Source organism: Nocardiopsis sp. CNZ308 (assembly GCF_004217075.1).
Window position 1 is genome coordinate 123,345 of the sequence record NZ_SHKJ01000001.1, and the last position, 25,164, is coordinate 148,508.

Here is a 25,164-nt window from a genome sequence, read left to right on the forward strand (position 1 = left end):
CCGCTCAGTCCGCCGTCTCGTCCCGGGCCGGGTGCTCCCGCTCCTCCAGCGGGGTGCGGCCCCGGGCCAGCACCCAGACCATGGCCGCGAACGCCGCGACCTGGAGCGGCCAGCCCATGGCGACCTTGGAGAAGCCCAGCAGGGCGAAGGTGTCGGCCCAGCCGTAGTGGTCGGCCATCCACAGCGGGTACTGCACGAGCACCCGGATCACGCAGGGCAGGACCAGCAGCCAGGTCAGGCGTGAGGCCAGGGTGACCACGGCCGGGTTGGCGCGCCAGGAGGTGAAGTCCTCCTTGTCGCCGATGAACGGGCCGATCATCAGCCCGATCGCGGGCCAGCGCACCAGCACCGACAGGCTCAGCACCACGGCGTAGACGGCGTTGTAGATGACGCCCGGCAGGAAGGCGTCGGCGGCGTTGCCGCTGCGCATGGCGAAGACCGCGGCGATGCCGATGCCGAACAGGCTGGTGAGCACGTACTGCACCGAGGAGCGCTGCACGAGCCGGACCGCGCCCAGGACCAGGGCCGCGACCACGCCCAGGACGATCGACAGCCGCAGCTCCGAGCTGACGATGTAGGAGACGGTGAAGGTCAGGGTCGGCACCGCCGCCTCGACCATGCCGCGCTTGCCGCCCAGCGCCTTGGCCAGCTGCGAGCGCACGAGCGCCTCGACCGTGTCCTCGGTGACCGCCGGGCGGTCCGCCGCCGTGGCGCCCCGGCCGGAGTCGCGCTCCGGGGCGGAGGCGTCCCCGGAGTCCGGGGCGTCCGCCGCGGCTCTGTCGTCCGCCCCGGCGGCCGGGGCGGCCTCCTCGGCGGCCCGCTGGTGCTCAGTCATCCTGCTCCTGCTCGGGTTCGGTCGTGGGCGGTCGTCGCCGCGCGGGGCGTCCAACACGGTTCCGCGCGCCGTGTCGGCCCAAGCCTATGTGACGTGCGACCGGTCGCGGGGTACGCGCGGTGGTCGCGCGGATGCGCTCCGCCCGCCTTTGCCCCCTTGGGTCCGGGCTTGTCGCGTGCGGCTTCTCACCCCGCGGCGCACCCTGGCGGTGGAGGAGGGCCGTTCCGTACGCTGGCGACCAGACACCGGAGCCGAGAGCGAGCAGGAGCCCATGCAGACGAGCACGTCCCCGCGCCGGGACCATCTGGAGTTCGCCGCCGCGCTGGACCGGGTGCTGACCCGGCCGGGGGAGTCGCACGTGTGGTCCCCCCACTCGGTGGGCACGGTGCTGGCGCTGCTGGCCACCGGCGCCCGGGAGCGCACCCTGGCCGAACTGGAGGCGCTGCTGGGCGCGGACGCGCGGGGCCAGCTGGAGGAGCTGGACGCGGCCGTGGCCGCCGAGCCCGGACTCGACCTGGCCAGCCTCAACGGCCTGTACGTGCCCGCCGACCTGGAGGTCCTGCCGGGTTTCGCGTCCCGGGTGCGCGAGCGCGCCGGGGCCGAGGTGGAGAACGCCGACTTCGAGCACGACTCCGAGGGCGTGCGCTCACGGGTCAACGCCCGGGTGGCGGAGGTGACCCGCGGCCTGATCGAGGAGCTGCTCCCCGCGGGCAGCGTCCACCCGGGCGTGCGTCTGCTGCTGGTCAACGCGCTGTGGGTGAAACTGGCCTGGCCCGACCCCTTCGACCCCGCCCGGACCCGGGACAGGCCCTTCCACGCACCGTCGGGCAGACGGAAGGTGCCCACCATGCACCGTTCGGCCCGTCTGCCGCACGCGCGGGCCCGGGGGTGGAGCATGGTGAGCCTGGAGGGCGACCACGGCCTGACCCTGGACGTGCTGCTGCCCGACGAGCGCGCGGCCGCTCCCGCCCCGGTGACGGCCGACGCGCTCGCGGACCTGTACGGCCACCGCTCCTCCCAGCAGGTGGACCTGGCCCTGCCGCGCTTCGAGGTGGAGACCGACACCTCCCTGCTCGAACCGCTGGCGGCGCTGGGCGTGCGCGACCTGGCCACGGACGAGGCCCGCTTCGACGGGATCAGCCCGGAACCGCTGCGCGCCGACGAGATCCTGCACCAGTCGGTGCTGCGGGTGGACGAGAAGGGCGCCGAGGGCGCCGCCGCGACCGCCGTGATGATGCTCCGGGCGGCCGCGGTGGCGCCGAGGCCGGTCGCGTTCACCGTGGACCGGCCGTTCGTGTTCGTGCTGCGCCGCGGCGGGGCGGTCCTGTTCCTGGGCCGCGTCACCGACCCCGTGGACCCGGGCCCCGCCTCCTGACCCGGCCGGGGCCGCGCCGCCGCCCGCGTTCGCGGGCGGCGGTTCAGACCTCGAACACCTCGAAGGCGGTGGCGAGGGGGACCCCGGCCCACTCCCCCGCCTGGGCGGCGGCCCGCGGCAGGAAGGACTTCTGGTCGAACCCCTCCAGGTTGGCCAGGTAGAGGGCGTGGGCGTCCAGCGACGCCACGCCCGCGGCCAGGTCGGCCTCGCCCAGTTCGACGTAGTGGGTGGCCAGGGGCGAGGCGCCGAAGGCCACGAAGCGCACGCCCGACCACGGCTGGAGGCCCTCCTCCAGCTGCTCGCGGAACACCCACCGGTTGGCCGCGTCGCGGACCGCGTCCAGCAGGGCCGGGCCCAGCACCCGGTGGTCGGCGTGGTTGAGGGCGCTCGAACCCGCGAAGTGGTCGCGGAAGTTGATGGAGACGATCACGTCGGGGCGGTGGCGCCGGATCGCCTCGGCCAGCGCGGCGCGCAGCGGGATCCCGTACTCCAGGGTGCCGTCGGGGAAGTCGAGGAACTCCACGGTGCCCGCGCCGACCGCCGCCGCCGAGGCGCGCTGCTCGGCCATGCGCAGCGGCGCGCACTCCTCGGGGGCGATGGTGTCGATGCCCGCCTCGCCCCGGGTGACCAGCAGCTCCACCACGTCCTTGCCCTGGCCGGTCCAGCGGGCGATCGCCGAGGAGCTGCCGAACTCCAGGTCGTCGGGGTGGGCCACCACAGCCAGGGCCCGGTTCCAGTCCTCGGGGATCGGCCGGGGCGCGCTGTTCTCCGTCGTCTGCGTCATGTGCCACAGACTACGGAAGACGGCGCGCCCTGCCCGGCGCCTCCCCGGCGGTGCGGGGCACCGCTTCGCCCCGGGAGGCCGCTACTCCCCCGAGCCGCCCGCGGCGCCGCCCGGCTGGCCGCCGTTCCCCGCGGGCCGCGCGCCGGGCGCGGCGCCGTTGGGAGAGCGGCCGGCGTTGCCGCGCTGGGCCGCCTGCTGGGCGGCGCGCGCCTTGGCGGCCTCGGCCATCTTCTCCTGGATCTGCTTGGGCACGGTGATGGGCAGCAGTTCGCTCGGCGGCACCGGGTGGTCCCCGCGCACCACCACGATGTTGGCGAAGAGGTGCTCGACCTCGGCCATCACCTCGGGCTTGGAGGCGCCCTCGCCGCGGATCACTCCGCGCAGCACCCAGCGCGGCCCGTCCACGCCGATGAAGCGCACCCGCTGGGCGAGCTGCTTGCCGTCCTCGGTCGTGCGGCCCTTGACCGGGACCAGGGCCTTGAGCTCGGGGCCGAAGGTGCCGTCGTGCTCCTCGGCCTTGCCGCCCTGCTTGACGACCTGCTCGCGCAGCTCCTCGCGCATCTCGTCCCACAGCCCGGAGGACTTGGGCGCGGCGAAGGGCTGCACCTGGAGGGCGCTCTTGCCGCGCACCAGGGTGACGCCGATGATCTTCTGCTTGCCCTGGGAGTCCTGGGCGACGTTCACCTGGATCTCGGTGCCCTGCTCCATGGGCAGCCGCATGCTGCCCAGGTCCATCCGCTCGGCCTCGGGAGCGTCCTCGGTGGAGTCCCACGGCCCGGAGGAGCGGTGGCGGTCCGCGTCCTTGGGCTGCTGCTCCCGGGAGCGCTCCGGCTCGATCTCGTTGCCGAAGGAGACCGCCCCGGCGGCGCCCTCGCGCCCGGGTGCGGCCTGCGTCCCCGTTCTCTCGGTCTCTTCGTCCCGCTTCTTGCGGCGGCGTCCGAACACGCCTTCACCTCTTCGCTTCCGTCGGTCCCGGATGACTCCGGGGATTCGGGGCGCCGTCACCGCTGTGCGGCGTGCCCCCCGGTCGAACCGAAACCACCCGTTCCCCGCGCCGACTCCGGGAGGGAGTCGGCCTCGACGAACACCGCCCGTTCCACGCGCTGGACCACCAGCTGCGCGATCCGGTCGCCCCGGGTCAGCTTCACCGGGGTGTCCCTGTCGGTGTTGATCAGGGTCACCCTGATCTCGCCGCGGTACCCGGCGTCGACCGTGCCGGGCGCGTTGACGAGCGTGACCCCGCAGCGCGCCGCGAGGCCCGAGCGCGGGTGCACGAAGGCCGCGTACCCGTCGGGCAGGGCGATGGCCAGGCCGGTGGGGACCGTGGCCCGCTGCCCGGGCTCCAGGGTGACGTCGACGGCGGTGTACAGGTCCGCGCCGGCGTCGCCGGGATGGGCGTACTCGGGCAGGGGGAGGCCGGGGTCCAGTCGGTGGACCGTGACGGGGATCCGCCCGCCTTCCAGGGATGTGGTACTCACATCGGCCGAGCCTATCGCTCTCCGGGCGATGAACCGGTGTCCAGCACCGCCGGTACGCGAACGGGGGCGGCCCGCGTCGGCCGCCCCCGCTTCCGTGCTTATCGGAGGCTCCGCTCCGCTTCTCCCACCCGTCGCCCGCCGCCGCCCTCAAACGACGCCTACGGAGCAGTCCTCCCGCGAAAACCCGCCTCCGGCGCCTCCAGAACCCCGCGGGCGCCCGAACTACCCCCAGGGGCTGAGCAGGAGCCGATGAACAGGCTTTACTCCGCGGGGGCCTCGGGCAGAGTCACCTCGACGGTGAGCTCGGCGTCGTCGGTGGCGCGGAAGTCGATCCCGGAGGCGCGGCCCGCGGCGGCGATGTCGGCGCTGGCGGCGCGCGCGGCCTCGACCCGCTTGCCCGAGACGCTGACGTGCTCGACCTCGGCCCGCATGGACAGCTTGGCCTCGGACTTGGCCTTGCGCACGGCGCGCAGCACCTCGGCGGTGGCGGCCAGGACGGCGGGGTCGCCGTCGGCCGCCGCGGCGCGGTACTCGGCGGTGTCGGGCCAGCGCTGGGCGTGGACCGAGCCCTCCTGCCACCAGCTCCAGACCTCCTCGGCCACGAAGGGCACGAAGGGGGCGAAGAGCCTGTGCAGGGCGCCCAGGGCGACCAGCAGCGCGGCGCGGGCGGAGGCGCCCTCGGCCGACTCGGTGTCGTAGGCGCGGGCCTTGACCAGCTCCAGGTAGTCGTCGCAGAAGTCCCAGAAGAAGCGCTCGGTGCGCTCCAGGGCCCGGGTGTGGTCGTAGGCGCGGAAGGCGGAGGTGGCGTCCTCCACGACGTCGGCCAGCGCGGCCAGCATCGCCCGGTCCAGCGGCTGCGTCACCTGCGCGGGGTCGGCGACGGCGCCCTCACCGGCCACGGACATGACGAACTTGCTGGCGTTGAGGATCTTGATGGACAGCCTGCGGCCGACCTTCATCTGGCCCTCGTCCATGGCGGTGTCGGTGCCCAGGCGGCCGCTGGCCGCCCAGTACCGGACCGCGTCGGAGCTGTACTTCTCCAGCAGCGCCAGCGGGGTGACGACGTTGCCCTTGGACTTGGACATCTTCTTGCGGTCGGGGTCCAGGATCCAGCCGGAGATGCCGGTGGTGCTCCAGGGCAGGGTGCCGTTCTCGAAGTGGGCCCGGACCACGGTGGAGAAGAGCCAGGTGCGGATGATGTCCTGGCCCTGGGGCCGGTAGTCCATGGGGAAGACGCGCCGGTACAGGTCCGGGTCGCGCTCCCAGCCGGAGGCGATCTGCGGGGACAGCGAGGAGGTCGCCCAGGTGTCCATGACGTCGGGGTCGCCCATGAACCCGCCCGCCTGCCCGCGCTGGTCCTCGGTGTAGCCCTCGGGCGCCTGCGAGCTGGGGTCGACGGGCAGCTGGTCCTCGGCGGGCACGATGGGCTCGTCGTAGCGCGGGTTGCCGTCGGCGTCCAGCGGATACCAGACCGGGAAGGGCACGCCGAAGAAGCGCTGGCGGCTGATCAGCCAGTCGCCGTTGAGGCCCTCGACCCAGTTCTCGTAGCGGGCGCGCATGTGCTCGGGGTACCAGGTGAGTTCGCGCCCGCGCCGCAGGAGCTGCTGGCGCAGGTCCTCGTCCCGCCCGCCGTTGCGGATGTACCACTGGCGGGTGGTGACGATCTCCAGGGGCTTGTCGCCCTTCTCGTAGAACTTCACCGGGTGGGTGATGGGCGTCGGCTCGCCGACGAGGTCGCCGCTCTCGCGCAGCAGGGCGACGGTGCGCTCGCGCGCGGTGTGGACGGTGGCGCCCACGAGCGTGTCGTAGGCCTCGCGGGCGGCGCCGCTCTCCAGACCCTTGGGCGGGTCGGCCATGATGCGGCCGTCCCAGCCGATGATGGGCCGGGTCTCCAGCTGGAGCTCGCGCCACCAGGTGACGTCGGTGGTGTCGCCGAAGGTGCAGATCATCGCGATGCCGGACCCCTTCTCGGGGTCGGCGAGGCGGTGGGCCCGCACCGGGACCTCGACGCCGAAGACGGGGGTGCGCACGGTGGTGCCGAACAGGTCCTGGTAGCGCTCGTCGTCGGGGTGGGCGACCAGGGCGACGCAGGCGGCCAGCAGCTCGGGTCGGGTGGTCTCGATGTGGACCGGGGTGCCGTCGGGCTTGTGGAAGGCGACCTTGTGGTAGGCGCTGGGGCGCTCGCGGTCCTCCAGCTCGGCCTGGGCGACCGCGGTGCGGAACGTGACGTCCCACAGGGTGGGCGCCTCGGACATGTAGGCCTCGCCGCGGGCCAGGTTGCGCAGGAAGGCGCGCTGGGCGGCGGCGCGGGAGTTGTCGTCGATGGTGGCGTAGGTGTGGCGCCAGTCGACGCTCAGCCCGAGGCGGCGCCAGATGGACTCGAAGACCTTCTCGTCCTCGGCGGTGAGCCGGTCGCACAGCTCGATGAAGTTGCGCCGGGAGACGGGGACCTGCCGCTTGGGGTCGGGCTTGGCGGGCGGCTGGAAGTCCGGGTCGTAGGGGATCGACGGGTCGCAGCGCACGCCGTAGTAGTTCTGGACGCGCCGCTCGGTGGGCAGGCCGTTGTCGTCCCAGCCCATGGGGTAGAAGACGGCCTTGCCGTTCATGCGCTGGAAGCGCGCGACGGTGTCGGTGTGCGTGTAGGAGAACACGTGGCCGATGTGCAGCGACCCGGACACCGTGGGCGGCGGGGTGTCGATGGAGTAGACGTCCGCGCGCTCGGCCGTGCGGTCGAAGTGGTAGACGCCGGACTCATCCCATACGTCGACCCACTTCGCCTCGATACCGTCCAGCGAGGGCTTGTCGGGCATGCGGAAGGAATGAGAGCCGTTGGTCATGGGGCAATGGTAGTGCTCTCCGGGCCGTGGTCGCTCCGGGTTTCGGGCCGTCACAGCGGGGGGTCGGCACCCCCCGGGCACGCTGGCGCGGGGTTGGCCCCTGACTCCCGCGAACGGACGTGAAAGGATCTCCCCGTACGCACGGGAGGGTGTGCGCCGGCCGCGCATCCTCCGTACACCCAACGGAAAACGGTGAAGGATTCGATGGCTAAGAAGGACGGCGGTGACCTCGGCCCCGCCCTCGTGGGCTTCGCGGCCGGGTTCGCCGCGCAGTACGTCATGCGCAAGGCCCTGAACTTTGCCTGGACCCGCGTGACCGGCGAGGAGCCGCCCACGGACGTGGACTCCCCCGACATCAGCCTGGGCACGGCGCTGAGCTGGGCCGTGATGGCCGGTGTCGGCACCGAGGTGGCCCGGGTGCTGGCCGTGCGCGCCGCCCGCGCCAGGATGTTCGGCGCCGGTCCCGGCGAGCTGGAGGTCTGACGCCGCGAAGGCGACGACGGCGGGCGGCCGACCGCACCGCAGTGTGGTCGGCCGTCCGCCGTCGTGTTCCACCGCGCTCCCCGCGAGGAGCCCGGAAGGCCTCACACGCTCCCTCCGAACGGCGGCGGGGTGGTTTCGCGACCGCGCGGGCGGGAGCCGCCCGGGACGGGACGGTTCAGGGGCCGTCCCGTCCGCTCAGGCGCACTCCTTGCAGACCAGCTGGCCGGCGCGCTGCTCGGCGAGCTGGCTGCGGTGGTGCACCAGGAAGCAGCGCGAGCAGGTGAACTCGTCGGCCTGGCGCGGGAGCACGCGCACCGCGAGTTCCTCCCCCGACAGGTCGGCACCGGGCAGTTCCATGCCCTCGGCCACCTCGTCGGGGTCGACGTCGATCGTGCCGGTGCCCTTGTCCACGCGCCGCGCCTGCAGCTCCTGGAGGCTGTCCTCGTTGATGTCCTCGTCAGTCTTGCGCGGGCTGTCGTAGTCGGTGGCCATCTCTGCTAACTCCCATCCCCCTCGTTCAGTGCCTCGTCGCGCGGGTGTAACGCTTGAGAGACCTTGGTTGTGCCCGGTTCGGCCGATGAGTTTTCCCGATGTCGGCGGACCGTGTCCCCTCCCGGGCCACTGTCCACAGGTCAGCAGCACTTTCGCCGCCTCGTGACCGAAGGCGGCCACGTGTGACTGCGCCGGGGCCGCACCCCTGTGTCCTACCCAACGTCGGCTGCCTCGTAGACCTGGGAAATCCGTTTTCGCCCACTCCGGACAAAGCGCGGGACACTCCCCCAGGGGCGGACGAAAAGCAGGACATGCCCACGTCAGGAGGGATTCCCTCCGTGTCCACGCCCGGGGAAGCATACCCACCCGGGGTCGGCACCCGTGACACGGGTCGGCGTGTCATCGGACACGTATAGATACCACGAAGACCGGCCAAACGCAGATCGGCCCGGTGGACGGGTTCAGCGCCGCTCCGCGCCCTCTCCCGGAGGAAGGGGGAGGCGCACGGTGACGACCAGTCCTCCCCCGGCGCGCGGCCACGCGGTCACCGCGCCCTCGTGCGCGCGCACCACGGACCGGACGATGGACAGCCCCAGCCCCGCGCTGCGTCCCGAGCCCACCCGGTCGCCGGAGCCCCGGCGGAACGGCTCGAACAGGCCCTCGATCTCGTAGGCGGGGATGACCTTGCCGGAGTTCTCCACCTGGACGGCGGGCGTGCCCTCGTACATGCCGCTGCGCACGGTGATCTCGCCCCCCTCGACGTTGTACTTGAGGGCGTTCTCCACCAGGTTGCCCACGAGCCGCTCCAGCAGCACGGGGTCGCCGACCACCGTCGCGGGGCGCAGGTCCTGGCGCAGGCTCAGGCCGGAGTCGGCCACCGGTGCGCTGAGCTGGCTGAGCACCGTCCCGGCCACCTCGCCCAGGTCGACCTTGGCGCGGACCTCCAGCTCGCGGTCGCTCTTGGCGAGCAGGAGCAGCCCCTCGATGAGGCGTTCGTGGCGGGCGTTGGTCTCCAGCAGGGTCTGTCCGACGCTCTTGAGGTCGGCCGAGACGTCGGGGGCGCTGAGCGCCACCTCCAGCAGGGTGCGGTTGATCGCCAGCGGCGTGCGCAGCTCGTGCGAGGCGTTGGCGACGAAGCGGCGCTGGCCGTCGAAGGCGCGGTCCAGGCGCTCCAGCATGCCGTCGAAGGTGTCGGCGAGCTCGCGGATCTCGTCGTCGGGCCCGGACAGGGCGATGCGCTCGTGCAGGGAGCGCTCCGACAGGCGGCGGGCGATGCGGGTGATCTTCTGGAGCGGGGACAGCGCCCTTCCGGCCACCGCGTAGCCCAGGGCGACCGCGAGCAGGCCCACCAGGAACAGCGCGAGCAGCGAGAACCGGGTGACGTGGGTGAGCACCTGCTCGATGAGGTCCCTGTGCGCCCGCAGCTCGGCGAAGCTCTGCTCGACCAGGAGCGCGTTGAGCAGGACCGCGACGATCAGGTAGTTGACCAGGACCAGCACGGAGCCCGCGGCGAAGAACAGCATCCCGTAGATGAGGGTGAGCCGCGCGCGCAGGCTGAGGTTGTCGGTGAAGTGGTGCACCCGGGCGGCGGCCGCGGAGCGCTCGGCCCCCGCGCCCTCGGGGGTGAGGGTGTTGAGGCGCCGCCACGTACCGGTGTCGCCGGGGCGGGTGGGCTCGACCTGTCCCGGTTCGGTCCGCTCCGCCGGTCTCACAGCCGGTACCCGGCGCCGGGGACGGTCTGGATGACGGGTGGGTCGCCGAGCTTCTTGCGCAGGGTCATGACGGTGACGCGGACGACGTTGGTGAAGGGGTCGGCGTTCTCGTCCCAGGCCTTCTCCAGCAGCCCCTCGGCGCTGACCACGGTCCCCTGGGCGCGCATGAGCACCTGGAGGACGGCGAACTCCTTGGGGGTGAGGGTGACCTCGCGGCCGTCGCGGTGGACGCGGTGGTTGGCCGGGTCGAGCGTGATGCCGTGGCGCTCCAGGACCGGGGGAAGCGGGGGCGCCGAGCGGCGGCCGAGGGCGTGGACCCGGGCGATGAGCTCGGCGAAGGCGAAGGGCTTGGCCAGGTAGTCGTCGGCGCCGATGGTGAGGCCCTCGACCTTGTCCTGGACGCCGTCGGAGGCGGTGAGCATCAGGATGCGTCCGTTGTAGCTCTCCTGGACCAGGGCGCGGGCCACGTCGTCGCCGTGGGTGCCCGGCAGGTCGCGGTCCAGCACGACGACGTCGTAGTCGTTGACCGCGGTGTACTCCAGGGCGGCGTCGCCGTCGTAGACCACGTCCACGGCCATCGCCTCGCGCCGCAGTCCGACCGCCACTGTGTCGGCCAGGACCCGTTCGTCTTCGACCACGAGTACGCGCACGTTGTCCTTCTCGAGCGTTGGTCCGCAAAGAAAGGGGGCCGCTGCCGGCGCATCCCCCAACACACCGGCAGCGGCGTTCTTGGTCCCGGCCGCGTCATCCGTTCTTTCACAGTCGGGGTAAGGAGACGGTAAACCCGTCGGGGCGGTTTCGCGAACCGCCCGCTTTCCTCGCCCCGCGTGAACGCGGGCGCTGGGCCGGGAGCTTCACGCTCCCCTGGGCACGGGGAGCCGCTGCCGGCGAATCCCCCAACCGCCGGCAGCGACTTAACCCCGCACATCTCAAAACTGACACATCAAGAATAAGAAACAAGTAAGCACCAGCCCTCCCGGGAAAATGTGTCATGGGACACCCTTGTCCGACACATGGTGTAATCCGCACCGGAGGACCCGGCGTCCGGCCCCGGTGGCCCGTCGGCGCGCTCCCCCGGCCCGGCGCGGCGGGGTCGGCCGCCCGGAGACGGGGGGGGCGGCCGCGGGGCGGATCACGAAAGCATCACACCGGGATTCGGTGGTTTGGGCGAAGGTCCGGCAGGGGTACAGGAGGAGGACGCGCGCGTGGACACCGGCCCCTGGCCGGACCGCGACGCGCACGCATGTCACAGGGACGTGACACTTCGACCGTGCGGACGCCGTGGCGTGCGCGAACGGATTCCGCGCCGGAGCACCCTCGTGCCCCGGTGCTTACCCCTGGAAGAGGTGCAATGGGCGAGTTCCTCGCGGAGATCAAGGTCCGTATCAACGAGACCTACCGGTCGTTCCAGGCTGCTCAGGCCGCTGGAGACGACTTCCTCGCCGACACTCACGCGTCGGAGCTGGAGGACCTGTACCGCATCGCGGCTCGCAACGGCGTCGACACCTGCGCCTGAAAGCGCTGAGGGGCGCGGTGGGCACACGGCCCGCCGCGCCCCTCGTGTGTTCCGGGGGAGCCCGGCCCCGCCGGGTGGTCGCGGGGCCGGGCTCCCGTCAGCCGTCGGTGTCGGCGCCCAGCGGGGCCAGGAGGGCCTCCAGGGCTCCGTAGAGCTCCGGGCGGGCCGCGATGACCAGGTCGTTGCTGGGCGGTCCCGAGCGCGCTCCTCCCAGCCGCAGGCCCGCCTCGCTCGCCACCAGGCCGGGGGCGCACCAGTCCCAGGGGTGGAGGCCGCGCTCGTAGTAGGCGTTGCAGCGGCCCGCGGCGAGTCCGGTCAGGTCCACCGCGGCCGACCCGCCGCGGCGGATGTCGCGGATGCGCGGGATCACCTCCAGCAGGACCCTGGCCTGCTGGACGCGGCGCTCGGGGAAGTACCCGAAGCCGGTGGCCACCAGGGCCTGCTCCAGCGGCACGGCGGGCGGGGCCTCCAGGACGCGGCCGTTCAGGCGCGCGCCGCCGCCGAGGACCGCCTCGTAGGACTCACCGAGCCGGGGGACGTTCACGGCCGCGGCCACCACCACGCCGTCGACCTCCGCGGCGACGGACACGGCCCAGTCGGACCGGCCGTACAGGTAGTTGACGGTGCCGTCGATGGGGTCCACGACCCAGCGCACACCGCTGGTGCCGCCCTCGCCGCCGCCCTCCTCCCCCAGGAAGGCGTCCTCGGGGCGCGCGGCGAGCAGGCGGGTGCGGATGAGCTCCTCGGTGGCCCGGTCCATCTCGGTGACGACGTCGGTGGGACTGGACTTGGTGTCGAGCACGGTGATGCCCGCCTGCCCCTTGGCGGCGAGCTCACCCGCCTCCGCGGCCACGCTCACGGCGAGGTCGCGCAGGCTCTCGCGGTCGGGTGCGGCGTGGGTGGTACTCACTGGCTGTCCTCCGTGGCGTGGTGTCGCGCGCCGGGGTGCGTCCCGGACGCGGGTCCGGCCGGGGCCGCGGTCCGCGGCCCCGGCCGGGCGTGGGCGGCTCAGAGCAGTTCGGGCCTGCTCCACTCCTTGCCGTGCACGTGGTGGTCGAGGAAGGCGAAGACGGTCTCGTACCAGATCCGGGCGTTCCCGGGGGTGAGGATCCAGTGGTTCTCGTCCGGGAAGTACAGGAACTTGGCGTCCACCTCGTGCAGCATCAGGTCGCGCCACAGGCGCAGGCCCTCGGAGATGGGCACCCGGTAGTCCTTGTCGCCGTGGATGACGAGCATCGGGGTGCGGATGCGGTCCGCGTGCAGGTGCGGGGAGTTGAGGGTGTAGCGCTCGGGGCGCTCCAGCGGGGTGCCGAACTCGCGCTCCCACACCGGCGGGTAGTCGGTGGTGCCGTTGAAGCCGTCCAGGCCCCACAGGGAGGCGTGGGAGACGATGGCCCTGAACCGGTCGGTGTGGCCGGCGATCCAGTTGGCCATGTAGCCGCCGAAGGAGCCGCCCATCATGGCGGTGCGCTCGGCGTCGATGTCCTCGCGCGCCTCGGCGGCGTCGGTGACGGCCATGACGTCGGCGAAGGTGCGCGGCCCCCACTGGCCCCAGGCGCGGCGGAGCATGTCCTGGCCGTAGCCGGTGGACAGGGCGGGGTCGGGCAGCAGGACGGCGTAGCCGCGCGCGGCGAGCAGCCACGGGTTCCAGCGCCAGGACCAGCCGTTGAAGCTCATGTAGGGGCCGCCGTGGACCCAGAGCATGAGCGGGGCGGGCGAGTCGGCCGAGGCCTCCTCGGGCAGCACCAGCCAGGAGCGGATCGGGGTGCCGTCGTCGGCGGTGGCCTCGATCTCGGTGAGGGTGCCGGGCATGGTGAGCTCGGAGCCGGGGGTGCGCAGGTGCACGGGCTGGCCGTCGGCGGCGTCGGCGGCCAGGCGCACGGGCGCGGGCGGGGCGTCCCAGGCGTCGCGCAGGGCGTAGACGTGGCGGCCGTCGGGGGACGGGTTGAGGTTGCTGTAGGCGCCGTGGTCGCCGGTGACGCGGGTGAGCGCGCCGCTGTCCAGGTCGATCCGGAAGACGGGCCGGCGGCCGCCGTGGTCGGCGACGAGGAACACCGCGCCGGAGTCGGCGGCCCAGGCGAGTTCGCGGGGCCACAGCTCGTGGTCGGCGAGCAGGTCGCGGCCCTGTCCGGTGGCCAGGTCGACCAGCCAGGCGGTCTCGTCCCGGGGTTCGCCGTCGTAGTCGCCCTGGGAGCTGCGCACGAGCAGGACGTGGCGGCCGTCGGGGGAGACGAGCGGGCCGTCGAAGTCGTGGTCGGGGTCGGTGGCCAGGGTGCGGCGCCGGCCCGTGGCGGTGTCGATGGCGACGACGTCGGTGCGCCGGGCGCCCCGGCCGACGGGGACCTGCCACTCGGTGACCAGGGTGGTGCCGTCGGGGGTGAGGTCGCCGCTCGCGCCCAGGAGCGCCATCCCCGCGTCGGGGGTCAGGTCGCGCGGGTCGCCGAGCCTGGAGTCCTCGTCCGCGGGCGGTTCGGCGACCAGGTAGCGGGGGTGTCCGGGGCCGATGTCGCTGTCCCAGGAGCGCACGGGCAGCGCCTCGTGCAGGATGGCGGTGACCCCGGCCTCCTCGCGGGCCTTGCGCGCCTCCCTGTCGGCCTCCTCGTCCTCGCTGAGGGGGAGGGTGTCGGCGGTGAGGGCGACCAGTCCGGAGTCGCGGGCGACCGTGAAGGAGCCGATGCCTCCGGGACGGGAGGCCACCTGGCGGGCCTCGCCGCCGTCGGCGGGCAGGAGCCACAGGGCGGTGCGGGCCTTGGCCTCGGCCTCGGCCTCGGGGTCGGGGCGGCCGGTGGTGAACAGGACCGAGCCGTCGGGCAGGAAGCCGACGCCGCTCTCGCCCTTGGCCGAGCGGGTGAGGCGTCTGGGCGCGCGCCCGCCCTCGGACTCGGGGGCGGTGTCGATCTCCCACAGGGCGCTGCGGAAGGACTTGGCGTCGGGGGCGAGGCCGCTGACGGGCGCGACCAGACGGGTCCCGTCCGGTGAGAGGCGCAGTCCGTTGACGCGGCGGAGTCGGACGTACTCCGGCAGTTCATACCAGGAACGGACCAAGACACATACTCCCTGAACGTCGGCGTGGGGTCGGGGCGGACACCGTCGAGCGGGCCGTGGGGCGACTGTGGTCCCCCGCCCTCCCGCGGGCGGTGTCAGCAGCGTTTACTCACCTTCCCACACGTCCGGGGCGGTGGGTCGGGTCGGGGCGCGCATCCCGTGAGGGGCCGCGGGAGGCCCTCCACTCCAGGATGACCCGCCAGGGCCGTCGCACCAAGCCCTTTCGCCGGTCTGTGGACGACCCCGTGTCGAGCCGCGTCGAGCCGCGCCGGGACCGCCGGCCGACGGCGGGGGATCCGTCGGCCGCGCGGTTCAGCGCCTCAGGCCGGGCACGAGCAGTCGGTGCAGCGCGCGAGCGAGCTCAGGCGCCGGGGCTCGGCCCGTTCGGCGTACTCGCGGACCAGGTCGGTCACCATGGACACGAACGCGGGGTGCGTGCCGGGGCTGAGCGCGCGCTCGTAGCCGATGCCGAGCTTCTTGGCGGTGTCGCGGGCCTCCACGTCGAGGTCGAACTTGACCTCCATGTGGTCGGAGACGAAGCCGTGCGGAATCACGACCACGGCGGGCACGCCCTCGGCGGCCAGCTCCTCCATGCGGTCGTTGACGTCGGGCTCCAGCCAGGGCTGGCTGGGCGGGCCGCTGCGGCTCTGGTAGACGACCTCGTACGGGTAGTCGCGGTCGAGCCCCCCGGCCACCAGGCGCGCCACCTCGGCCAGCTGGGCGCCGTAGGCCCCCTCGGGGCCGAAGGCCTGTCCGGGGCCGCCGCTGGCCTCGGCCATCGTCGTGGGGATGGAGTGCGCCGAGAAGAGCAGGCGCGCGCCCTCGCGCTGCTCCGCGGGCAGGGCGTCCAGGGCGGCGCGGGTGTGCTCGACCAGCGGTTCGACGAACCCCGGGTGGTCGTAGAAGGGCCGGATGAGGTCCACCTCGGGGGCGTCCTCGCCCAGCGCGGCGCGGGCGCGGGCGATGTCCTCCTCGTAGGCGGTGCGGCTGGACCAGTTGCAGTACGCGGAGGTGGGCAGCGCCAGGACGCGGCGCACGCCGTCCTCCTTCATCCGGGCGAGGGTGTCGGTGAGCATCGGGGCCCAGAACCGGTTGCCCCAGTAGACGGGCAGGTCGATCCCGTTGGCGGCGAAGTCGGCGGTGACCGCGGCGAGCAGGTCGCGGCACTGCTGGTTGATCGGGCTGACACCGCCGAAGAGGAAGTAGTGCTCGCCGACCTCGGCGAGCCGCTCACGGGGGATGTTGCGGCCCCGGGTGACGTTCTCCAGGAACGGGATGACCTCGTCCTCCCCCTCCGGGCCGCCGAAGGAGATCAGCAAAAACGCGTCGTAGTAGCTCACAGCTCTTATGAAACCAGCTCCGCCGGACCGGCTCGCGCGACCCCCCGGATGCGTGTCCTGTGGTCTTGGCCTCCTCCCCGCCCGGGGCCGCGTCCGGGGGAACCCGGCTCTGGCCGCGCGGGTGACCGGTCGGTAATGTCGCCGCATGACAGATGTGATGTGGCACACATGGGCGGGCACCCACCAGGCCCGGCCCAGGCGCACGGCGTCGCCGGGGAGCACCGCGGAGGTCGCCGCGGCGGTCTCCTCGGCCGCCGCCGAGGACCTGCGCGTCCGCATGGTCGGCACGGGTCACTCCTTCACCGACGTGGCCGTCACCGACGGCCTCCTCCTCTCCCCCACCTCCCTGACCCGGGTGCGCTCGGTCGATCCCGCCGCGGGCACGGCCACCGTCGAGGCGGGCCTGCCCCTGTGCGACTTCAACGACGTGCTGGCCGGGCACGGGGCGGCCCTGGCCAACATGGGCGACATCGCCGTGCAGACCATGGCGGGCGCGGTGCAGACCGGCACCCACGGCACCGGCCGGGACGCGGGCGGGCTGGCCGCGCAGGTGGTCGGCATGGAGATGGTGCTCGCCGACGGTTCGGTGGTGGAGTGCTCGGCCGGGCGGGAGCCGGAGCTGTTCCAGGCGGCGCGGGTGGGCCTGGGCGCCTTCGGCGTGGTCACCGCGCTGACCATGGCGGTGCGCCCGGCCTTCCTGCTGCACGCGCGCGAGGAGCCCATGCGGTTGGAGGAGGTGCTGGAGCGCCTGCCGGAGCTGCGCGCCGACAACGACCACTTCGAGTTCTACTGGTTCCCGCACACCGGCAACACCAACACCAAGCGCAACAACATCAGCGCGGGTCCGGCCCGGCCGCTCTCGCCCTTCCGCGCCTGGCTGGACGACGAGTTCCTGTCCAACACGCTCTTCGAGGGCGTCAACCGGGTGTGCCGCCGCTTCCCCCGCGCGGTGCCCGCGGTGAACCGGGTCAGCTCGCGCGCGCTGACGGCGCGCAGCTACACCGACGCCTCGTACCGGGTGTTCGCCTCGGTGCGCGACGTGCGGTTCGTGGAGATGGAGTACGCGATCCCCGCCGAGCACCTGGCCGACGTGCTGCGCGAGGCCGGGTCGATCGTGGACCGGCGCGGCCACCGGGTGAGCTTCCCGGTGGAGGTGCGCTTCGCCCCGGCCGACGACGTGTGGCTGTCCACCGCCTACGGGCGCGACACCGCCTACGTGGCGGTGCACATGTACCAGGGCACCCCCTACGAGGCCTACTTCGCCGACCTGGAGGCGCTGTTCACCTCCGTGGGCGGGCGCCCCCACTGGGGCAAGGTGCACACGCGCGACCGCTCCTACCTGGAGGGCGTCTACCCGATGCTGGGCCGGGCCCTGGCGGTGCGGGACCGCGTGGACCCCGGGCGCCGGTTCGGCAACGCCTACCTGGAGCGGGTGCTGGAGTAGCCGCGCGGCACGACCGGCCAGGGGCCGCCGTCGACGTGTCGGCCGGCCCCGGGCGCCTCGCGGCGGCTGGACCCGGCCGTTCCCGACGGCTGAGGGCCCCGGCCGCCGCGAGGCGCGCTCAACCGGTCTGGGGCACGGCGGGCGGGGGCGCGGGGACGGCCTCCTCGCCGCCCTGTCCGCCGGTCCCGGGGCCGGGGACCTGCCCGCCCGGGTCCTGGGTCCCGCCGCCGTCCTCCGGCGGTCCGGTGGGCTCGGTGGTCCCGCCGGTGCCGCCGGGGGCCTCCTCCTCCGTGCCGCCGCCCTCGCCGGTCCCGCCGTCCTCGGGCGCTCCGGTCTCTGGGGCGGGCTCGGTCGGCTGGCCGGTGCCCGGGACCTGCTCCTGCTCCTGATCCCCGAACGAGGGGTCGGGGGCGTCCTCCCCGGTCCCCTGGTCCTCTGGTACGTCCTCCTCGGCCGGGGGCGCGGAGGTGGAGCCGCCGAACAGCGTGGGCGCGCTGGGCTCCTCCGAGCCCTGGGTCCAGGAGGTCAGCGAGCGCCCGGTGAACAGCTCGAACACCAGGATGACCAGCATGACCAGGGCGAAGACCGCGGCGGCCGGGATGACCAGGGAGCGCCAGCCGCGCCGCCGACCGCCCTCGCGTTCGCCGGCGCCGCCGGCTTCGTCGTCGGAGCCGCCGTGATCACCGGAGCCGTCCGCTCCCGGAGGCCACGGACCGACGGCGGGCGTCCGCGCGGTGGCTCCGGGGTCGGCCGGTGTCCGGGTCCGGCCGTCCAGGGCGGGCAGGGCCATGGTGCGGGTGGCGTCGGCGTCCTCCCCGCCCCGGGACGGGGGCTCGGTCCCGGTTCCGGAGACCTGCCGGAGCAGGGCGGTCTCGGAGATGCCCTCGGGCGGCGGCGCCACCGGGGCCCCCGGGGCGTGGGGTACCGCCGCGGCGCCCCGGGGGCCGGAGGCCCGCCCGGCCAGCTGCCTGGCCTGCTCGCCGCCGCGTGAGAACCAGTGCTGCAACAGCGGGCTGACGAGTGTGCTGAGCGCGGCCATGACGGCGGCGCCGATGACCGTGCCGTACACGTTCAGGTAGGAGGCCGCGGTGGCCGCGGCCAGCGTCGCGGCTCCGGCACCGGCGACCTGGGAGACGCTCAGGTCGAACCTCTTCCCTCCCTTGGCGTCCTCCTCCCCTTCTTCCTGGTCGTCGTGGTGTGCGGTCCGACCCATCCGGTCGTCCCCCCTTCGTCGGCCGCGCGCGGGCGCGACGGGACTCTCAGCGCGGGATGGGCGTGTGGTGGGGCATACAGCCCCACAGACCCTGAACTTCACATTTCGCCCATAGCTTGATAACTCAGGCTAAGGGCGACAGGTTTCCGATAACGCCATGAAATAAGAAGCATCACTCTCTGGCACACATCGGCGTGTCGAGTTGCGTCCCGGAGGGTCCGTGTACCCGTGGAACGGTCCGGGATCGGAGTTTTTCCCAGACCTGGGGTGATTCGGGAGACGCGGGATACCATCACGGCTGAGCCCTCGTGCGGGATCGGCGACATTCCCCCGCGATCGCTCCCGGTCGCGGAAGCGTCAGCGTGCCAAGATTGGCACCGAAGCGACCGTGAGGGCCCCGGGTACCCCCGGGGCGGCTCCCACCGCGGCGACAGCCGCGGATCGGGAGGCGGGCACACAGTTCGGACATGCCGGGCGCGGTACTGGCCGAACAGTTGTCGGCCGACCAGACTTGGAGAACGCGGGGGCGGGTCGCGGGACCTGCCCTCGACGGGACGCGAAAGGGAGGGCGATGCACGAGCTTCGCCTCGTGGCCGTGAGCGAGGACGGCACCTACCTGGTGCTCGCCAGCGCCGGCCGTGGAACCCGTTTCACGCTGCCCGTCGACGACCGCCTCCGCGCCGCAGTACGCGGCCAGTTCTCCCGGCTCGGCCAGTACGAGATCGAAGTGGAGAATCCGTTGCGCCCCAAGGAAATCCAGGCCCGTATCCGGTCCGGCGAGACCGCGGAGGCCATCTCCGAGATCTCCGGTATCCCCATCGAGAGGGTCCGCTGGTTCGAGGGCCCCGTCCTCCAGGAACGCGAGTACATCGCCCAGCAGGCCCAGCGCGCGAGCGTGCGCGCGCACGGCGACGCCGCCCCGGGCCCCTCCCTGGAGGAGTTGGTCACCAAGCGGATCGGCGCGCACCAGCTGGAGACCGGTGACGCGGCGTGGGACTCGTGGAAGCGCGAGGACCGTTCCTGGCAGCTCAAGCTCGTGTTCCTGCACGGCGGCGAGGAGCGCGTCGCCCACTGGCTGTACGAGCCCAGACACAACAGCGTGGCCCCGGCCGACGAGGAGGCCGCACGGTTCTCCTCGCCCGACCCCGAACCCGTGTCCTCCCCCGGCGCGACCGTGACGCCCTTCGCCCCGCGCCGCACCGAGACCGCCTCGGACCTGCCCCGGTCCGAGTCCCAGCCGTCCTCCGGGCGCGAACGCCCCGCGCCCCCGCGCCCGTCCTCCGCCGCGCACCGGGACGAGCCGCCGCGCCCGGCCGCCGCCGAGCGCCACCCCGCCGAACGCCGTCCCGCCGAGCGGGAGCGTGCCCCGGAGCGGCCCGCCGAGCGCGAGCGGGCCACCGGACGCCAACCGCTGGAGTGGGACCGCTACCCGGAGCCGCAGGCGGAGCGGTACGAGCGGCCGCGCGGGGAACAGCCCGTCGCGCGCCCCGCCGCGCGGGCGGAACCCGAGCGGTGGCCCGCGTACGAGCGCGGGGCCGAGCCCGAGCGGCGGACGCGGAGCGAGCGCTGGCCCGAGTCCGAGCGCTGGCCCGAGACCGAGCGGTGGCCCGAGACCGCCGCCCGCGACGAGCCCCCGGCACAGGAGCGCCGCCGCCCCGAGCGGCGGACCGAACCGGCCGCCTACGACGAGCCCGCGGTCGAGGAACGGCGCCGCCCCGAACGCCGGGCGGACTGGCCGGAGGCCCGTCCCGCCAGGCCGGTCGAGCCCGAGGCCGCCCCGCCCGCCGGGGAGGGCCCCGCCCAGCAGCGTCCGGCCCCGCGCCGCCGCCGCGCCACCATCGACCTCAACGACAACGGCGTCCCCCGCCGCGCCGCCGAGCAGCCGCCCGCGGCCGCGGTCCCGGCCGCCGCCAGCGGCGGCCCCTCCGCGGCCAAGCGCAAGGGACGCGGCCGACGCGCCTCGGTCCCGTCGTGGGACGAGATCATGTTCGGCTCCAAGAAGGACGAGTAGGGCGCTCCCGCGCCCGCGGGGAGGGGTCGGCCGCACGGTGCGGCCGACCCCTCCCTCACGTCCGCCCCGGTCCGCGCGGGTCCGGCCGCACGCCCCCGCCGTCCGGCCCCGCGTCCCGCGGGTCGACGAGGAAGGGGCGCACCATCTCGGGGGTGACCCGGGCGGCGAAGGCCACCGACTCCTCGAACGAGGCGTCCTGCGCGGTGTAGCCGCCCGCGCCCGCGCCGACCGTGACCTGGAGGTCGGCCAGCGAGGACGGGCGCTGGAAGAGGGTCTGGGTCCAGGTCCAGCCGATCACCGCCGAGTGCTCCACCGTCGCCTGGGAGCGGCGCAGCGAGCCCGAGCGCACGCTCACCCGCCCACCGTCGTGGCCGTGGCCCAGGGAGCGGTACCGGTCCACGCCCAGGAGCACGCCCAGCACCGCCAGGACTCCGGCCGTCCAGGCCAGCCACGCGGCGTCCACGGCCAGGGCGACCGCCAGGAGCAGCACGAACGGCCCCGAGGAGCGGGTCAGGCGGCGGTACAGGGCGGCGCGCGGATGCCGGTTCAGGCCGCCCCGGTACCGGACCAGTGCGCGGTCCACGACGTCCTCGACCACCGCGCGGGGCCCGATCGGCAGCAGCACCGCGCGGTTGGCGGCGTCGCCCAGCCCGGTGACGATGGCGCGCAGGCGCACCGCCCCGCGCAGGCGTTCGAGGGGGTTGTCCAGGAGCTCGTACCCGCGGATGCGGCGCTTCTCCAGCGTCACGCTGCGCCGGGTGAGCAGTCCCCGCTCGGCGACCAGGGAGCCGTCGCGCTCCCTGAGGGTGAAGCCCCAGTGGGTGAGCGCGTAGGAGACCACGGCGAACACCGGCATCAACAGCACCAGCGCACCGGCGAAGAGGGCCGCGGACAGCAGGATCAGGTTGTGGTCGGAGGTGGTCACCCAGTCCACGAGGTAGTCGGTGGCCAGGTCCCCCGCGGTCTGCTGGACCATCCCGAACAGGGTGGCCAGGACCGCGAACGGGGTGAGCAGGTACCCCAGGCTCAGCGCTCCGTACAGGTACCACGAGCGGGGCATGGCGAAGTGGGTGACGGTGTCGTCGCCCCCGGCGGCCCCGGGCGTCTCCCCGGGTCCCGGCTCGCCCTCACCCGTGCCGGGCCCGCCCGGCGCGGCGGGTGGCGCGACTGCCCCGGCCCCGCGACCGGTGAGCACCGCCCTGCGGTGCAGCAGCACCCGGCGCAGGCGGTCGGCCTCGCCCGCCGACACGGCGTCGAGCTTGCCGTCCTCGGTGGCGCCCGCGGAGCCCGCGGCGGCCTCGACGTGGACCACGGCCACGCCCAGCAGCCGGTGCAGCAGGGTGCTGGTGACGTCCACGCCGCGCACCCGCTCCAGCGGGATGGTGCGCTGGGAGCGGCGGAGCAGGCCCCGGCGGATCTCCAGCCGGTCCCCGGCGACCTCGTAACGGGTGGTGCGCCAGGTGACGATCCCGCCCACGAGCAGGGCCACGACGGTCGCTCCCGTGGCGGCGAGCACCCAGGCGTTGAACCCGCCGAGCACCAGCCCGGCGATGATCGGCACCAGGAGGCCCCTGAGCTGGTTGATGGGGCCCACGACCACGCTGCGGGGGCTGAGGCGGCGGGCGCGCTCGGCTCCGAAGGCCTCCGCGCCCCCGCCGTCCTGCCCGCCCCACCAGTCGCGGGGGCCGTCGGAACGCTCCCGCCCGGGCTCCGGGGGCGTCTCGGGGCCGGGGCCGGGGAGCGCGTGGGCGTCCGGGTCCTGGAAGGCGTGGGCTCCGGAGCCCGCGGGCGTGTGGGCGCCGGGGCTCCAGGGCGCCCGGGGGTCGGCGGTCGGGCCGCGGTCGGCGGCCTCCCCCGTGCCCCGGTCCGAGCGCGCGGGGCCGCTTCCGGGGGCGACCCAGCCGCCGTGGTCGTCGGGCTCGGCCGGGTCCGGCGGGCCGTGGTGTTCGCCGTGTCCGTCCATCAGGTCGCGTCGTCCCGCAGCGTACCGGCGCGCACGGCCAGTTCCTCGCTCAGCAGGCGCGCCTCCTCGGCGTCCAGCCCCTCGATCGTGGACGACCCGGCGTAGGAGGCGGTCTGCACCTCCAGCGTCGCCACGCCGAACAGGCGCTCCAGCCACCCCTGCGTGTGGTCCACCGTCTGCAGGCGGTTGACCGGGACCAGCTGCCAGGAGCGGCTGACCCAGCCCGCCCGGGTGTAGATGACGTCCCCGGCCACCTCCCAGCGGTGCACCCGGTACCTCCACGAGGGGACGACGGCGATCCTGCCCAGGGCGTAGAGCGCGTAGACCCCCGGCAGCAGCCAGGCGTTGTCCCTCGCCCACGGGGGGATCCACGCCCAGCCCAGCGACGAGGCCGCCCAGGCGACCGCCGACAGCATGAGCAGGACGACCACGCTGGCGAACATCAGGCGCAGGGTCCACACACCGATCGCCCGGCCGCTCACGCGGCGCAGCGGCGGACGCAGCCGCGCGGCCGCCTCGGGCCCGGACGGTCGCGGCGGCTCATGGGGACCGGGTGTCGCGGGGGTGTCCATCACGCGCACGAGTCTAGGGCCTCGCCCCGCGCCCGCCCCTTCCACCGCGGGCCGCCGACGAAGGCGCACGCCCTGACACGCGCTGACGGAGACGTCCGTTTCCTGGAGGTTTCTCCGTCAGGCGCTGTCAGCGTTCTGTCAGACCGGTTGGCCAGACTTGACAGCAGACGTTGACATCTGGAGGAGCGATGACTGACGCCATCCGCGCGGAGGGCCTGGTCAAGCAGTTCAAGGGCAAACGGGCCCTGGACGGCGTGGACCTGAGGGCCAGGACGGGGGCCGTGCTGGGCGTCCTGGGACCCAACGGCTCCGGGAAGACCACGACGGTGCGCATCCTGGCGACCCTGCTGCGCCCCGACGAGGGGCGCGCCGAGGTGGGCGGCTTCGACGTGGCGCGCCAGCCCCACGAGGTGCGCCGCCTGATCGGGCTGACCGGCCAGTACGCGGCGGTCGACGCCGACCTGACCGGAACCCAGAACCTCGTGCTGATCGCCCGGCTGCTGGGCTTCGACCGGGCCGGGGCGCGGGCGCGCTCGGCGGAGCTGATGGAGCGCTTCGAGCTCTCCGACGCCGCCGGCCGCCCCGCCAAGACCTACTCGGGCGGCATGCGCCGACGGCTGGACCTGGCCGCGAGCCTGGTCGGCCGCCCGTCGCTGCTGTACCTGGACGAGCCGACCACCGGCCTGGACCCGCACAGCCGCAACGGGTTGTGGGACGTGGTGCGCGGCCTGGTCGACGACGGCGTGACCGTCCTGCTCACCACCCAGTACCTGGAGGAGGCCGACCAGCTGGCCGACGACCTCATGGTGCTCGACCACGGCCGGGTGATCAGCGAGGGCACGCCCGAGGAGCTCAAGAGCCGGGCGGGCAACCAGGTGCTGGAGGTGCGCACCGTCGAGACCGGGCAGCTGTCCCTGGCCACCAGGATCATCGAGGCGGTCACCAGCACTCCGGTGTCCTCCGACGGGCTGCTCGCCAGCGTCCCGGTCACCGACTCGGCGGTCCTGCCCGAGGTGGTGCGCCGCCTGGACGAGCAGGGCGTGGCCGTCGCCGAGCTGTCACTGCGCAAGCCCAGCCTGGACGAGGTCTTCCTCGCCCTGACCGGGCACGCCGCCGAGGAGGAGGCCCCCCGGGGGGCCGTTGACGAAGGGACACGAGCATGAGCGCCGTGACGACCCGGACGCCGTCGGCGCGGCCGGAGGACGCGCCGACCACCCCGAAGCGGATCAGTCCGCTGATCACCGTGCGCAACGGCCTGCAACTGGCCTGGCGCAGCGTGCTGAAGATCAAGGCCAATCCCGAAGAGGTCTTCGGGCTGATGTTGCAGCCGGTCATGTTCGTGACCCTGTTCGTCTTCGTCTTCGGACAGGCGATGATGGGCGACTGGCAGTCCTACCGCGACTTCCTGATGCCCGGCATCATCGCCCAGTCGGTCATCTTCGCCACGCTGGGCACCGGCTTCTCCCTCAGCGAGGACGTGGAGAAGGGCATCTTCGACCGGTTCCGGTCTCTGCCCATCGCCCGCTCGGCCCCGCTGACGGGCGCCATCCTCGGCGACCTGGTCCGGTACTCGATCACCGTGGTGATGGTGCTGGTGGTGGGCATGGCCATCGGGTTCCGCCCCGAGGGCGGCGTGGTGGGCGTGGTCGTGGCGGCCGCCCTGGTGCTGCTGTTCGCGTTCGCCCTGTGCTGGATGTCGGCCTTCATCGGCATGATCGTGCGCACCCCCATGGCGGTGCAGGCGTTCGGGATGATCCTGATGTTCCCGCTGACCTTCAGCAGCTCGGCGTTCGTCAGCCCCGACGACATGCCCAGCTGGCTGCGGGTGGTGGCCGCCAACAACCCGGTCACCCACGTCGTGGACGCCATGCGCGCCCTGATGCTGGGTTCGGGCGAGGCCGCCGGTCCGGTGCTGTGGACCGTGGTGTGGGCCGCGATCATCACCGCGGTCTTCTTCCCGCTGGCGGTGTGGGCCTACCGGCGCCGCACCTGACCGGTTCCCGACCAGAACAGGTCGCGCGGCCGCCCCGGGTCCTCCGGGGCGGCCGCGCGCCGTTCGGCGGC

Annotated in this window: 21 protein-coding genes; 7 read left to right on the top strand and 14 right to left on the bottom strand. The window is 73.8% G+C overall.

Annotated features, from left to right (window positions below):
* Window positions 1-4: 4 nt before the first annotated feature.
* Window positions 5-835 (bottom strand): DUF3159 domain-containing protein, encoded by an 831-nt coding sequence (locus EV372_RS00535; RefSeq protein WP_130394259.1) that lies wholly within the window; start codon window positions 833-835, stop codon window positions 5-7.
* Window positions 836-1,106: 271 nt separating this feature from the next.
* Here EV372_RS00535 and EV372_RS00540 point away from each other — a divergent pair, with 271 nt between their 5' ends.
* Window positions 1,107-2,210, top strand: a complete 1,104-nt coding sequence (locus EV372_RS00540) for a serpin family protein (protein ID WP_130394261.1) — start codon at window positions 1,107-1,109, stop codon at window positions 2,208-2,210.
* Window positions 2,211-2,253: 43 nt separating this feature from the next.
* On the opposite strand, the gene EV372_RS00545 is transcribed toward EV372_RS00540, so the two are convergent.
* The 4 genes from EV372_RS00545 to valS form a co-directional block, all read right to left on the bottom strand.
* Window positions 2,254-2,994, bottom strand: coding sequence for a PIG-L deacetylase family protein (locus tag EV372_RS00545; RefSeq protein ID WP_130394263.1), 741 nt, complete (start codon window positions 2,992-2,994; stop codon window positions 2,254-2,256).
* A gap of 81 nt (window positions 2,995-3,075) precedes the next feature.
* Window positions 3,076-3,939, bottom strand: coding sequence for a DUF3710 domain-containing protein (locus tag EV372_RS00550; RefSeq protein WP_130394265.1), 864 nt, complete (start codon window positions 3,937-3,939; stop codon window positions 3,076-3,078).
* A gap of 56 nt (window positions 3,940-3,995) precedes the next feature.
* Entirely contained in the window at window positions 3,996-4,472 is a 477-nt protein-coding gene (gene dut / locus EV372_RS00555) for a dUTP diphosphatase (RefSeq protein WP_013153898.1), read from the bottom strand.
* A 260-nt stretch (window positions 4,473-4,732) separates the two neighbouring features.
* Window positions 4,733-7,309: a valine--tRNA ligase gene (gene valS / locus EV372_RS00560; RefSeq protein WP_130394267.1), complete on the bottom strand. Its 2,577-nt coding sequence runs from the start codon at window positions 7,307-7,309 to the stop codon at window positions 4,733-4,735.
* 204 nt (window positions 7,310-7,513) lie between these two features.
* Between valS and EV372_RS00565 the strand changes: the two genes are divergently transcribed.
* Complete coding sequence (locus EV372_RS00565; protein WP_047869069.1) at window positions 7,514-7,792, top strand: DUF4235 domain-containing protein; 279 nt, start codon at window positions 7,514-7,516, stop codon at window positions 7,790-7,792.
* 195 nt (window positions 7,793-7,987) lie between these two features.
* Here EV372_RS00565 and EV372_RS00570 read toward each other — a convergent pair whose 3' ends face one another.
* From EV372_RS00570 to EV372_RS00580, 3 genes are all read right to left on the bottom strand, one after another.
* Window positions 7,988-8,284 (bottom strand): DUF4193 domain-containing protein, encoded by a 297-nt coding sequence (locus EV372_RS00570; protein WP_013153901.1) that lies wholly within the window; start codon window positions 8,282-8,284, stop codon window positions 7,988-7,990.
* Between the two features lie 461 nt (window positions 8,285-8,745).
* On the bottom strand, window positions 8,746-9,996 hold the full coding sequence (locus EV372_RS00575; protein ID WP_130394269.1) for a sensor histidine kinase: 1,251 nt from the start codon (window positions 9,994-9,996) through the stop codon (window positions 8,746-8,748).
* Window positions 9,993-10,646: a response regulator transcription factor gene (locus tag EV372_RS00580; RefSeq protein WP_026338173.1), complete on the bottom strand. Its 654-nt coding sequence runs from the start codon at window positions 10,644-10,646 to the stop codon at window positions 9,993-9,995. Before EV372_RS00580 ends, EV372_RS00575 begins: the two co-directional genes overlap by 4 nt.
* Window positions 10,647-11,347: 701 nt before the next feature.
* On the opposite strand from EV372_RS00580, the gene EV372_RS28935 reads away from it, so the two are divergent.
* Window positions 11,348-11,512 (top strand): hypothetical protein, encoded by a 165-nt coding sequence (locus EV372_RS28935; protein ID WP_013153904.1) that lies wholly within the window; start codon window positions 11,348-11,350, stop codon window positions 11,510-11,512.
* A 97-nt stretch (window positions 11,513-11,609) separates the two neighbouring features.
* On the opposite strand, the gene EV372_RS00585 is transcribed toward EV372_RS28935, so the two are convergent.
* The 3 genes from EV372_RS00585 to EV372_RS00595 all read right to left on the bottom strand — a co-directional run bounded on the left by EV372_RS00585 (window position 11,610) and on the right by EV372_RS00595 (window position 15,897).
* On the bottom strand, window positions 11,610-12,422 hold the full coding sequence (locus tag EV372_RS00585) for an inositol monophosphatase family protein (protein WP_130394271.1): 813 nt from the start codon (window positions 12,420-12,422) through the stop codon (window positions 11,610-11,612).
* 98 nt (window positions 12,423-12,520) lie between these two features.
* Window positions 12,521-14,557, bottom strand: a complete 2,037-nt coding sequence (locus EV372_RS00590) for a S9 family peptidase (protein ID WP_130394273.1) — start codon at window positions 14,555-14,557, stop codon at window positions 12,521-12,523.
* 320 nt (window positions 14,558-14,877) lie between these two features.
* A complete protein-coding gene (locus EV372_RS00595; RefSeq protein ID WP_253794306.1) occupies window positions 14,878-15,897 on the bottom strand; it encodes a ferrochelatase in 1,020 nt (339 codons plus the stop codon).
* A 157-nt stretch (window positions 15,898-16,054) separates the two neighbouring features.
* Here EV372_RS00595 and EV372_RS00600 point away from each other — a divergent pair, with 157 nt between their 5' ends.
* Complete coding sequence (locus EV372_RS00600; protein WP_443689979.1) at window positions 16,055-17,341, top strand: D-arabinono-1,4-lactone oxidase; 1,287 nt, start codon at window positions 16,055-16,057, stop codon at window positions 17,339-17,341.
* 118 nt (window positions 17,342-17,459) lie between these two features.
* Here the strand turns inward: EV372_RS00600 and EV372_RS00605 are convergent, their stop codons facing one another.
* Window positions 17,460-18,554: a hypothetical protein gene (locus EV372_RS00605; RefSeq protein ID WP_130394277.1), complete on the bottom strand. Its 1,095-nt coding sequence runs from the start codon at window positions 18,552-18,554 to the stop codon at window positions 17,460-17,462.
* Window positions 18,555-19,125: 571 nt separating this feature from the next.
* Here EV372_RS00605 and sepH point away from each other — a divergent pair.
* Window positions 19,126-20,565, top strand: coding sequence for a septation protein SepH (gene sepH / locus EV372_RS00610; protein ID WP_130394279.1), 1,440 nt, complete (start codon window positions 19,126-19,128; stop codon window positions 20,563-20,565).
* A gap of 55 nt (window positions 20,566-20,620) precedes the next feature.
* Here sepH and EV372_RS00615 read toward each other — a convergent pair whose 3' ends face one another.
* Both EV372_RS00615 and EV372_RS00620 read right to left on the bottom strand, forming a co-directional pair.
* Entirely contained in the window at window positions 20,621-22,528 is a 1,908-nt protein-coding gene (locus tag EV372_RS00615) for a PH domain-containing protein (RefSeq protein ID WP_130394281.1), read from the bottom strand.
* Window positions 22,528-23,100, bottom strand: a complete 573-nt coding sequence (locus tag EV372_RS00620; protein WP_165436051.1) for a PH domain-containing protein — start codon at window positions 23,098-23,100, stop codon at window positions 22,528-22,530. Before EV372_RS00620 ends, EV372_RS00615 begins: the two co-directional genes overlap by 1 nt.
* Before the next feature lie 188 nt (window positions 23,101-23,288).
* Here EV372_RS00620 and EV372_RS00625 point away from each other — a divergent pair, with 188 nt between their 5' ends.
* Both EV372_RS00625 and EV372_RS00630 read left to right on the top strand, forming a co-directional pair.
* Window positions 23,289-24,263, top strand: a complete 975-nt coding sequence (locus EV372_RS00625; RefSeq protein WP_130394285.1) for an ATP-binding cassette domain-containing protein — start codon at window positions 23,289-23,291, stop codon at window positions 24,261-24,263.
* Window positions 24,260-25,093: an ABC transporter permease gene (locus EV372_RS00630; RefSeq protein WP_130394287.1), complete on the top strand. Its 834-nt coding sequence runs from the start codon at window positions 24,260-24,262 to the stop codon at window positions 25,091-25,093. The genes EV372_RS00625 and EV372_RS00630 overlap by 4 nt, the downstream gene beginning before the upstream one ends.
* The last annotated feature ends 71 nt before the right edge of the window (window positions 25,094-25,164 follow it).

What these genes read in the sequence shown, in the direction of transcription:
- EV372_RS00615 (WP_130394281.1), bottom strand. Translation starts at nt 22,528, where the DNA reads ATGGACGGACACGGCGAACACCACGGCCCGCCGGACCCGGCCGAGCCC.
- valS (WP_130394267.1), bottom strand. Translation starts at nt 7,309, where the DNA reads ATGACCAACGGCTCTCATTCCTTCCGCATGCCCGACAAGCCCTCGCTG.
- EV372_RS00625 (WP_130394285.1), top strand. Translation starts at nt 23,289, where the DNA reads ATGACTGACGCCATCCGCGCGGAGGGCCTGGTCAAGCAGTTCAAGGGC.
- EV372_RS00620 (WP_165436051.1), bottom strand. Translation starts at nt 23,100, where the DNA reads ATGGACACCCCCGCGACACCCGGTCCCCATGAGCCGCCGCGACCGTCC.
- sepH (WP_130394279.1), top strand. Translation starts at nt 19,126, where the DNA reads ATGCACGAGCTTCGCCTCGTGGCCGTGAGCGAGGACGGCACCTACCTG.
- EV372_RS00605 (WP_130394277.1), bottom strand. Translation starts at nt 18,554, where the DNA reads ATGGGTCGGACCGCACACCACGACGACCAGGAAGAAGGGGAGGAGGAC.
- EV372_RS00570 (WP_013153901.1), bottom strand. Translation starts at nt 8,284, where the DNA reads ATGGCCACCGACTACGACAGCCCGCGCAAGACTGACGAGGACATCAAC.
- EV372_RS00600 (WP_443689979.1), top strand. Translation starts at nt 16,055, where the DNA reads ATGTGGCACACATGGGCGGGCACCCACCAGGCCCGGCCCAGGCGCACG.
- EV372_RS00535 (WP_130394259.1), bottom strand. Translation starts at nt 835, where the DNA reads ATGACTGAGCACCAGCGGGCCGCCGAGGAGGCCGCCCCGGCCGCCGGG.
- EV372_RS00565 (WP_047869069.1), top strand. Translation starts at nt 7,514, where the DNA reads ATGGCTAAGAAGGACGGCGGTGACCTCGGCCCCGCCCTCGTGGGCTTC.
- EV372_RS00630 (WP_130394287.1), top strand. Translation starts at nt 24,260, where the DNA reads ATGAGCGCCGTGACGACCCGGACGCCGTCGGCGCGGCCGGAGGACGCG.
- EV372_RS00540 (WP_130394261.1), top strand. Translation starts at nt 1,107, where the DNA reads ATGCAGACGAGCACGTCCCCGCGCCGGGACCATCTGGAGTTCGCCGCC.
- EV372_RS00545 (WP_130394263.1), bottom strand. Translation starts at nt 2,994, where the DNA reads ATGACGCAGACGACGGAGAACAGCGCGCCCCGGCCGATCCCCGAGGAC.
- EV372_RS28935 (WP_013153904.1), top strand. Translation starts at nt 11,348, where the DNA reads ATGGGCGAGTTCCTCGCGGAGATCAAGGTCCGTATCAACGAGACCTAC.